Below are 9,834 nucleotides of genomic sequence, written 5' to 3'. Positions count from 1 at the left end.
CGGACGTCATCGGTCCGTCGTGGTGATCTCGTGACGGGTGCGGCGGTCATCGCGTCCTCCCCGTGGTCGCGGCGCCGGTGAGGGCGAGGAACGCTTCGTCGAGCGTGGGCCGGCGCACGGCGTGCTCGGAAAGGGGGACATCGGCCTCCTCCAGCCGCCGGAACACGGCATGGCTCACCGCTGGGTCCAGCAGTGGAACGCTGAGCAGCCCGTCCTCCCCGCGGTGCGGTGCGAGGCCGGAAACCTCGGCGAGGATCAGTTCCGCCTTCTCCGCGTCGCGCTCGGGCCGTATCTCCAGCCGCCGGTCGCCCGCCCTGGCCTTCAGCTCGCGTGGCGTGCCCCTGGCGGCCACCAGGCCGTGGTCGATGAGCACGATCTCGTCGGCGAGCTGGTCGGCCTCCTCCAGGTACTGCGTCGTGAGCAGCACGGTCGCCCCGCCCGCCACCTGCTCGTGCACGATGCGCCACAGGTCCGCCCTGGCGCGCGGGTCGAGCCCCGTCGTCGGCTCGTCCATGAAGATGATCGACGGCCGGCCTACCAGGCTGGCGGCGAGGTCGAGCCGCCGCCGCATGCCGCCCGAGTAGGACCCCGCCGCCCGGTCGGCGGCGTCCTCCAGCCCGAACTCCGCGAGCAGCGCGGCCGCCCTGCTCCGGGCCGTGGTCCGGCTCATGCCGAGGAGCCGCCCGATCATCACCAGGTTCTGCCGCCCGGTCAGCTTCTCGTCCACTGACGCGTACTGGCCGGTCAGGCCGATCAGCTTCCGCACCTCGGCCGGCGCCTTCACCACGTCGTGCCCGCCGACCATCGCCCGGCCGCCGTCGGGAGACATGAGCGTGGCGAGGATGCGCACCGCGGTGGTCTTGCCCGCGCCGTTGGGGCCGAGCACGCCGAGCACCGAACCCGGCGGCGCGGCGAGGTCGATCCCGGCCAGCGCGGCCTTGTCGCCGTATCTCTTCACGAGACCGTGGGCCTCAATCGCGTACGTCATGCTCCGACGGTCGCCGCCCGCACTGGCACGGCGCTGGCACGGCGCTGGCGGCGCCGGCACCGGCCCGGCACCGGGTCGGCACGAGACCGGCGAGGAGGAACCGGCGCGCGCCGGCGGGGTGCCCTGCGGACTCGCGGCCCGGCAGCGGGGGTGAAACTTGCAAAGAAGCGCGGCGTCATCGATAACCGCAGGTGGTGCCGCTGGAACGTGCCCGCCTGCGACATGAGTCGCGGATAATCCCGGCTTAAGACTCCGCTCCTTGTCCGCGACGCGACGACCTCACTACGCTCCCGCGGCATTCCTCTTCCGTCCTCCGCGGCTCGTCGCGGAGGCTCATCCTTGTTCGGAGCCCACATGGGAGCGATCACGCGTGGCGCCTTCACCGTCGTGGTCCTGAGCGCCCTGCTGTCCTCGTTGTTCGTCGCCTGGTACGACCCGGCCCGCGCCACCGAGACCGACACCACGGCCATCAGGCGGACGCAGGCCAGGTCACGCATCGTGGTGCCGCGGGCCGCCGCCGCACCGGCGCGGGCCGCGGTCGCTCCCGCGCAGGCGGTCGCTCCCGCGCAGGCGGTCGCCCCCGCGCGAGCGGCCGTCGCCGCGCAGGGAGCCGTAGCACAGGGAGCCGCCGCCGTGCAGGCTGCCGCTCCCGCGCAGGGAGTCGCCGCAGCGCAGGCGGCCGCCGCCGTTCCCGTGCCGGAGGTGACGGTCACCGTGACCGTCACACCGTCGCCGTCCCCCTCGCCGTCCTCCTCACCGGGCGGCCGCATCAGGGTCGGGTACGTCCCGCAGCGCGGCGCGTACGGCGCCACGTCAACGGTGCGCGATCTCCACACCAGTGGGCTGGCGGGCAGGCTGACCCACGTCCTGTACGCCTTCGCGAACATCGACCCCGGCTCGCTGACCTGTCTCACCGGGGTCACCCGGCCGCTCGCGCCCGACCCGAACGACCCCGACCAGGGCGACGGCGCGGGGGACGCCTGGGCCGACTACCAGCGCGGCTTCACGGCCGCCGAGTCGCTGGACGGCGTGGCCGACCCTCCGGACGCGCCGCTCGCCGGCAACTTCAACCAGTTGAAGAAGCTCAAGGCCCGCCACCCCGGCCTGAAGGCGCTGGTCTCGATCGGCGGCTGGACGTATTCCAAGTACTTCTCCGACGTCGCGCGGACCACCGCCACCCGGCAGAGGTTCGTGAAGTCGTGTCTCGACGCGTACATCAGGGGAGACCTTCCGGGCGTCGACGGCAGGGGCGGGCCGGGCAGCGCGGCGGGCGTCTTCGACGGCGTCGACGTCGACTGGGAGTGGCCCGGCGGCGAGGGGCACCTGGGCAACCACTCCGGCCTCGACGACAGACGGAACCTGACGGCCCTGCTGGCCGAGTTCCGCGCGCAACTCGACGCGCTCGGCGCGGCCACCGGCCGCCGTTATCTGCTCACGGTCTATCTCCCCGCCGACCCGGACCGCATCGAGTCCGGGTTCGACCTGGAGAAGCTGGTCGGCCTCGTCGACTTCGTCAACGTCCAGAGCAACGGCAGGCACGCCCTTCGCGAGGGCGCGATCCTGCGCTGAACCGCCCCCCGAGACCTCTGCGGCCCCCCGAGACCTCTGCGGCCCGGCCCCCGAGACCCGCCCGGCCGTCCTCCAGCGCGCACCGGCCGCGGGCGGCGAGATCCGTGAAGCGCTCGGCGTCGACCGTGGCCGGGGCGGCTCCGCATAACGCGTGCGCGGCCTCGACCCGCGGCCTGACAGCCTTCGTTAGGAACGCTGTCGAATTGGGTCTTGTGGACCCGCGACCACGAGGCTACGATCCGTATAACTCTTAGGAAACTTTCCTAAAAGAGAACGACCCGGGAGCCGACATGGCCTCTTCCCCTCCCTGACGTCTCCTCCTCCCGCGTCCCGTCGCGCTCCCGGCTTCCGTACGGCCGGTGTCGTCCGATCGGCCGCCTCCGTCAGGCGCCGGTCGTACGGAGATCCACCAACCTCCCGTTCACCCCCCACAGAGGTTGTGACCATGCAGATCACGAATCGGCGCCACGCGTACCCGGCGATCTTCGCCGCGCACCCGGGACGGCGCGCATGAGAAAGCTCATCGGCATCGGCACGGCGGCGTCCCTCGCCTGCGCCGCCCTGCTCACCGGGGGCTTCACCGGAACGGCCCGGGCCGCGAACATCGCCGCCAACCCGGGCTTCGAGTCGGGCCTGACGGGCTGGACGTGTGCACCGACGGCGCAGGTGGTGTCGAGTGCGGTGCACGGCGGGTCGAAGGCGCTGTCGGCGACGCCGACCGGCGACGACTACGCCCGGTGCCGGCAGACGATCGCGGTGAAACCGTCCACGACGTACGCGTTGTCGGCCTGGGTGCGGGGCGACTACGTCTTCCTCGGCGCGACCGGCGCCGCGGTCGAGGTCCAGACGTGGGCATCGCCGGGGTCGGCGTGGTCGCGACTGGCCACGTCCTTCACCACCGGATCCGCCACGACGAGCGTGACGGTCTACGTCAACGGATGGTACGGCCAGGGCGCCTACTACGCGGACGACCTCGTCCTCGACGGACCGGGCACCACGCCCTCGCCGTCTCCTTCGCCGTCCCCGTCGGCCTCGGCCAGTCCGTCGCGGTCGCCCTCACCCTCACCCTCGCCGAGCGCGAGCCCGTCGCCCTCCGGGCCGCCGCCCGACCCGGGCGCCATCACCTTCGCGCCGTACGTCGACGTCACGATGACCACGCCGTCGCTGGTGAGCGCGTACACCGCGACGGGGGTGAAGAACTACACCCTCGCCTTCGCGCTGGGGGACAGCACGGGCTGCACCCCGGCCTGGGGCGGCACGATCCCGATCGGCGACGCCCGGATCGTCGGCGACGTCAAGGCCCTGCAGGCCAGGGGCGGTCAGGTGATCGTGGCAACCGGAGGCGCCGTGGGGCCCTACCTGGAGCACACCTGCGGCACCTCGGCGGCGCTGCTCGCGGCGTACAAGAAGGTGCTGGACACGGTCGGCACCAACTACCTCGACGTGGACGTCGAGGCGTCCATCGACGCCGCCAAGGTCAACACGGCGCTCAGGCAGTTGCAGGCCGAGAGGGGCACCGTGATCAGCTACACCCTGCGGGTGCAGGGCCAGGACTACGGCGTCGACCCGTTCTCGGTGCAGATCCTCCAGGACGCGGCGGCCAGGGGCCTGAACGTCCTGGTCAACCCGATGCTGATGGACTTCGGCTACTCCGGTGCCTGGGGCGCCGCGATGGTCGGAGCGGCGAACGCCACTGTGGCCCAGATGAAGCAGATCTGGCCGTCGAGGACCGACGCGCAGATCAAGCGGATGCTCGGCCTCACCCCGATGATCGGGAAGAACGACACGGGCCAGGTGACCTACCAGGCCGACGCCCGCACGCTCCTGTCGTACGCACAGGCCAACCACGTGGGACGGATCGGCTTCTGGTCGGTGGGCCGGGACAACGGCGGCTGCCCGAACGGCACCCTCTCGCCCACCTGCAGCGGCGTCTCCCAGTCCGCCTACGAGTTCACGAACATCCTCAAGGCCTTCACGGGCTGACACCTCCTCGACCCCCCACTCACCCTCCAACCCACCTTTGCGAGGAAGAATGCAGCTTCGCTTCGGTACGGACCGGCGCGTCAGGGCGCTGGTCGCCCTGCTCGCCTCCATCCTCCTGGCCGCCGCCGGGCTGGTCGCGGGAACGGCCGCGTCCGCCTCCGCGGCCCCGAACACCGTGGTCATGCTGGCCTACCCGGCCTGGGCCCCGAACACCTGGTACGCCGTCGGCGCCCGGGTGACCTACAACGGCACCGACTACGAGTGCATCCAGGCGCACACGTCCCTGACCGGCTGGGAGCCGCCGATCGTGCCCGCTCTGTGGAAGCCGGTCAGCGGCGGAGGCAACCCGAGCCCGTCGCCGACGCCTCCTTCGGGCGCGCCGGGCAAACCGGGCAACCCCGGCGTCACCGGTACCACGAACTCGTCGATCTCGCTGTCCTGGTCCGCGTCCAGCGGCACGGTGACCGGGTATCGCGTCTATGAGGGCACCTCGGTCAAGGCGACCGTCGGCGGCACCAGCGCCACGATCTCCGGCCTCGGCACCTGCACCACCCACACCTACACGGTCAAGGCGTACAACTCGAACGGCGAGTCGGCGGCGAGCGGCTCGGCGACCGGCACGACCACGGGCTGCCCCACGAGCGGCGGCAAGCTCCCCGGCGCGCCCTATCTGTACGAGGGCTGGGGCAACCCGCCGAACCCGGCCACGGTCATGAACGCCACCGGGGTCAGGCAGTTCACGATGGCCTTCATGCTCTCCGGCGGCGGCTGCACCCCGGCGTGGGACGGTTCCCGCCCGTTGTCCGGCAGCCCCGACGCCACGGCGATCTCGCAGATCAAGGCCGCCGGCGGAAACGTCCAGATCTCCTTCGGCGGCTGGCAGGGCAACAAGCTCGGCCCCAACTGCTCCAGCTCGTCCGCCTTCGCCTCGGCCGTCCAGCAGGTCGTCAACGCCTACAACCCGGCCGCGGTCGACTTCGACATCGAGAACACCGACGAGTTCGAGAACGAGGCCGTCCAGGACCGCATCCTCGGCGGACTGAAGATCGTCAAGCAGAACAATCCGAACGTCAAGGTCGTCGTCACCTTCGGCACCAGCACGACCGGCCCGAGCTGGTGGGGCACCCGGTTGATCAACCAGTCGAAGGCGCTCGGCGTCGCCGTCGACAACTACACGATCATGCCGTTCGACTTCGGCGGCGGCGCGAACATGTACCAGAACACGGTCAACGCGTCCGAGGGCCTGAAGAACGCGCTCAAGGCGGCCTGGGGCTGGAGCGACGCCCAGGCGTACGCGCACATGGGCATCTCGGGCATGAACGGCCTGTCCGACCAGCAGGAGCTGACTTCCGTGGCCACCTGGACACAGATCCGCGACTGGGCCAAGTCGAAGGGCCTGGGCCGGCTCGCCTTCTGGTCGGTCAACCGCGACCGCGGCTGCCCCGGCGGCGGCGTGGTGTCGAACTGCAGCGGCATCGCGCAGAACGACTGGGACTTCACCAGGATCACCGCGGGCTTCTGATCCGGCGAGGGCCAGAGGGATCCGGCACGGCCCGCCGGGCCGGATCCCTCGCCGTTTGCGTGCCGTTTCGTGCCGTTTCCGCGCGAACGCCCGCACACGGCGTCCGCTGAGCGTGCGGCGGTGCTGAGCAGGCGGCCGGTCCGGCGGGGACGACCCCCCTACCCGCCGGACCGGTCGCCCCCATGCGTCGGGGCGAGCAGGCCGATCAGCATCCCGACGATCATGGCCACGGCAAGGGTGATCCACAGGCGAATTTTCATCGAAGTCTCCTGAATATAACGCTCCGTGGTCACAATACCCCGAAACGTAACGGACCGCGACGGCCGGTCCGCCGAATGCTCGATCGAGTCGCCGGTTTTGCCGTTCGTCGGGCAGGCTTGGCATCGTCATGGAATACGCGATCCCCACCAGCATCGTTCTCGTCGCCGGCGTCGTGCTCGCGCTCGTCGCCCAGTGGAAGGGCTGGCGGCCGTCCCTGGCCGTCACGCTCACGCTCGGCATCGCCGTACGCGTGCTGATCATGGTCTTGTCGGCCCGGGACACCCAGTGGCAGCCGGTCGACTACGTCAACAGCTTCCAGCCCGCCGGCGTGGCGATCCTGGATCACCGCGATCCGGTGCTCGAGAGCAACGGCGGATGGCACTTCCTCCCGACGGTCCCGTACATGTACGGCCTGCTGCTGTGGCTGGGCATCCCATGGGAGTACGCCGGTCGCATCGTCACCGTCGTGTCCGACGTCGTGCTGATCCCGCTGGTCGGCAAGCTGGCCGGGGGGCGGACCGAGAAGCTGCGCGCCTTCCAGTACGCCTGCAACCCCCTCGCCATCCTCGTCGCCTCGGTGCACGGTCAGGTCGAGCCGGTCTCCCTGGTCTTCGGAGTCGCGGCGTACGTCGTGGCGCGCGGCCCTGGCGACTGGCGGCGGCCGGAGCCGCTGCCATGGGCCCGTCTGCGGCTCGCGAACCGTGACCTGCCGCTCCCCTGGATCCCGCCGGGCGAGATCGTGCGGCGCATCGTCCGTCCGTCGGACGAGGACCGCGCGGCGACGGGCCGGGCGGTGTGGGCCGGGCTGCTCATGGGGCTCGCGCTCTGTGCGAAGAGCTGGCCGGTGATCCTCGTGCCGGCTCTGCTGATGTTCCTGCCGGGGCTGCGCAGCCGCCTGGTCACGCTGGTCGCCACCGGCGTCTCGCCGGTCTTCTTCCTGCTGACGCTGCCCATCGGCGGCTGGACCGAGTGGCGGCAGTTGCCCGAGGTGCTCAACACCATCGGTCTGCGGCCCAGCGACGTCCGCCCGATCACGGGCGACTGGGGCTGGACGGCCCTGGTCAGCGGCGGCAACTGGAACCTCGACCCCACCCCGGCGAGGATCGGCCAGTACATGATTTACGCCGCGATCGTCGCCTGTCTGATCTGGTGGCGCAGGGCCGACCCGGTCGACGTCACGATCGCGATCCTGCTGTCCTTCATGATCTTCACGCCGCGTCTCGGCGCGCAGTATCTGCTGTGGTTCATGCCGTTCCTGGTCGCCCGGCCCACCCGCTGGGCCTGGCCGGCGATCCTCGGGAGCTCGCTCTGGGCGGCGATCGGATACATCGTGCTCACCCAGTTTCACGGGACCGAATGGGGCGAGCTGCACGCGCCCTGGGCGATCAGCTCGCTGGTGCTGTTCCCCCTGCTGATCGCGGCCATCCCGTGGCGGCGCAGGCTCGCGGAGACCGCACCGGCGCCGGTTCCGGGGGAGAAGGAGACCGTTCCCGCCACCTGAGCCCGCTGCCCCTTCCGTCAGGGACAGGGGCGCTCAGGTGACGATGAGGCGGACCATGTGGCCGTGGCTCGCGTAGCCGGACGGGTCGCCGTCGAGCATCCCGGTCACGCACTCGAACACGCCGGGCGCGGCCTGCCGTACGAAGAAGACGCTCTCGGCGATCGCCGACAGCAGCCGGATCACGTCCCGGTGCACATGGACGCCCTCCCTGTCGCCCGCCAGCGAAACCGTCACCTCGTAGACCCCGTCGGCGAGCAGGCGCTCACCGGTCAGCAGCCACTCCGACCCGCATGCCCGGCGCAGATGGGGGAGCAGGTGCGCCTCGGGCAGCTCCGTCACCCACCCGTCTCGCGTCATCGCTTCGAGCAGGGCGGAGACCTGCGGCTCCATCGCCGAGGCGTCCGCGATCCCGGTGAACCGCTCGTCGTCGTCCCATCGCCGCATGATCCGACCCTAAGCCGGAGCGCCGCGCCTCACCGCGCGAAACGTCCCGTGTCGAGGGCCGTCCCGGCGGCCCTGGCCACGCCTCGTCCCGAATGTCACCCATGGCCGTCGGGGTTCCCCTGCGCCGTACGGCCGGAGAGCCTCACCGGCGCTCGGACTGTTCGGACTGTTTCGGCTGTGGTTCGGGGCGTGACGCCGGGGCGCGTTCCGGCAACCGGCCGGAGATGAGCGCCGCGGCCCAGGTGGCGTCCGGATCGCTGTCGACCAGCAGGGCGCGGGCCAGCAGGCTCAGCGGGATCGCCAGCAGCGCGCCGAGCGGGCCGAGCACCCACGCCCAGACGATCAGCGAGAGGAACGTGGCCGTGGTGGACATCCCCACGGCGTCACCCAGGAACTTCGGCTGAATGAACGACTGGATGACCACGTTGATCGCGATGTACGCCACGATCACCAGCAGCATGGTCTTGGGGCCGCCCTCCAGCAGCCCGAGCAGTGCCGGCGGAATGAGGCCCAGGACGAACCCGATGTTCGGGATGTAGTTCGTGATGAGGGCGAGCACTCCCCACAGCAGCGGCAGCGGAACGCTCAGCACGTACAACGCGGTGACGTCCAGGACCGAACAGATGAGGCCGAAGACGGTCGAGACGATCAGGTAGCGGCGGGTCCTGTACGTGAAAGTCTTGAGAGCGCGGGCGAGCGCCGGCCGTTCGGCCGAGGCGGCGTCCACGACCCGGGCGAACACGGGGGCGTCGAGACTCATGGCCAGCAGCAGTACGGCGATCAGGAACAGGCTCGACAGCACGCCCAGAAGACTGCTCAACACGCTCTGGGCGAGGCCGATCAACTTGCCGGGATCGAGCGACGACAGCGCCTTGTTGAGCTGGTCGCTCCCATATCCGAGGCCCGCCGCCCAGTGCTGCAGGTCGGCCACCATCGCGTTGAACTGAACCGAGTACGTCGGGGCCAGGATGGCGAGCTGAGCGGCGGCGAGACTGAGCACCGCGACCATGCCGAGCAGGACCAGCAGCACCACGGCGAGGGGGACGGCCACCTGCAGCCACATCGGCGCTCTGCGGCGGGCCAGCCAGCCGCGTATCGGCGAGACGGCGATGACGAGGGTCAGCGCCAGGACGACCGGGCCGACGATCGAGCCGACCGCCTGGACGCCGGCGAGAGTGATCACTGCGGCGGCGGCACCGACCAGCACGATCAGGGCGCGAGGGAACCCCTGTCGAGTCACGTCCCGTTCCTACCCCTTCTCCCTACAAAGGCTGCGCAAGTTGGATCAAGTCCTAACACCCTCCGGCCTCTACCCTTGTCCGCGCGGGCGAGTCGTGACGGGAATGAAGCCGGGCCATGCGCCGTACGACGGACCGGCACTCGCGCGGAACTTCCATCTGGTCGATGACCTGGGGGAATAGGTTTCCGTGCGGATGCGTTGGAGCTTAGCCGGGCCAAGCCGCCGGCAGGGCCTGGTAATCTTCTGGTGTCGGCGCGGTTCGGCGCACTCCTTCTCGATCACTTCGGTGGTTGTGTTGTGTGTGCGGGCTGGTCGCCGGTGCTTCT

At 70.7% G+C, this 9,834-nt stretch carries 7 protein-coding genes; 4 read left to right on the top strand and 3 right to left on the bottom strand.

Annotated features, from left to right (window positions below; all coding sequences use genetic code 11):
• Nucleotides 1–46: 46 nt before the first annotated feature.
• The gene (locus tag AB0O28_RS36795; protein WP_363647214.1) at nucleotides 47–988 is read right to left on the bottom strand and encodes an ATP-binding cassette domain-containing protein; all 942 of its coding nucleotides are present in this window, start codon (nucleotides 986–988) and stop codon (nucleotides 47–49) included.
• A 354-nt stretch (nucleotides 989–1,342) separates the two neighbouring features.
• Between AB0O28_RS36795 and AB0O28_RS36790 the strand changes: the two genes are divergently transcribed.
• From AB0O28_RS36790 to AB0O28_RS36775, 4 genes are all read left to right on the top strand, one after another.
• Nucleotides 1,343–2,557 carry a glycosyl hydrolase family 18 protein gene (locus AB0O28_RS36790; protein ID WP_363647213.1) on the top strand — a complete coding sequence of 405 codons (1,215 nt, stop codon included), beginning with the start codon at nucleotides 1,343–1,345 and terminating at the stop codon, nucleotides 2,555–2,557.
• A gap of 510 nt (nucleotides 2,558–3,067) precedes the next feature.
• Nucleotides 3,068–4,540 carry a carbohydrate binding domain-containing protein gene (locus AB0O28_RS36785; RefSeq protein WP_363647212.1) on the top strand — a complete coding sequence of 491 codons (1,473 nt, stop codon included), beginning with the start codon at nucleotides 3,068–3,070 and terminating at the stop codon, nucleotides 4,538–4,540.
• Between the two features lie 49 nt (nucleotides 4,541–4,589).
• Nucleotides 4,590–6,062: a carbohydrate-binding protein gene (locus AB0O28_RS36780; protein ID WP_363647211.1), complete on the top strand. Its 1,473-nt coding sequence runs from the start codon at nucleotides 4,590–4,592 to the stop codon at nucleotides 6,060–6,062.
• A 388-nt stretch (nucleotides 6,063–6,450) separates the two neighbouring features.
• Nucleotides 6,451–7,824, top strand: a complete 1,374-nt coding sequence (locus AB0O28_RS36775; RefSeq protein WP_363647210.1) for a hypothetical protein — start codon at nucleotides 6,451–6,453, stop codon at nucleotides 7,822–7,824.
• A 33-nt stretch (nucleotides 7,825–7,857) separates the two neighbouring features.
• Here the strand turns inward: AB0O28_RS36775 and AB0O28_RS36770 are convergent, their stop codons facing one another.
• Both AB0O28_RS36770 and AB0O28_RS36765 read right to left on the bottom strand, forming a co-directional pair.
• Nucleotides 7,858–8,268 carry a hypothetical protein gene (locus AB0O28_RS36770; RefSeq protein WP_363647209.1) on the bottom strand — a complete coding sequence of 137 codons (411 nt, stop codon included), beginning with the start codon at nucleotides 8,266–8,268 and terminating at the stop codon, nucleotides 7,858–7,860.
• 142 nt (nucleotides 8,269–8,410) lie between these two features.
• Nucleotides 8,411–9,508, bottom strand: coding sequence for an AI-2E family transporter (locus tag AB0O28_RS36765; RefSeq protein WP_363647208.1), 1,098 nt, complete (start codon nucleotides 9,506–9,508; stop codon nucleotides 8,411–8,413).
• Nucleotides 9,509–9,834 lie beyond the last annotated feature (326 nt).

The organism is Microbispora sp. NPDC088329 (assembly GCF_040685655.1).
Lineage (GTDB): Bacteria > Actinomycetota > Actinomycetes > Streptosporangiales > Streptosporangiaceae > Microbispora.
Note: the sequence above shows the minus strand (reverse complement) of the source record. Positions and strands in the feature narration are given on the sequence as shown.

Coding starts and splice junctions, on each gene's coding strand:
- AB0O28_RS36790 (WP_363647213.1), top strand. CDS start 1,343: ATGGGAGCGATCACGCGTGGCGCCTTCACCGTCGTGGTCCTGAGCGCC.
- AB0O28_RS36795 (WP_363647214.1), bottom strand. CDS start 988: ATGACGTACGCGATTGAGGCCCACGGTCTCGTGAAGAGATACGGCGAC.
- AB0O28_RS36785 (WP_363647212.1), top strand. CDS start 3,068: ATGAGAAAGCTCATCGGCATCGGCACGGCGGCGTCCCTCGCCTGCGCC.
- AB0O28_RS36770 (WP_363647209.1), bottom strand. CDS start 8,268: ATGCGGCGATGGGACGACGACGAGCGGTTCACCGGGATCGCGGACGCC.
- AB0O28_RS36780 (WP_363647211.1), top strand. CDS start 4,590: ATGCAGCTTCGCTTCGGTACGGACCGGCGCGTCAGGGCGCTGGTCGCC.
- AB0O28_RS36775 (WP_363647210.1), top strand. CDS start 6,451: ATGGAATACGCGATCCCCACCAGCATCGTTCTCGTCGCCGGCGTCGTG.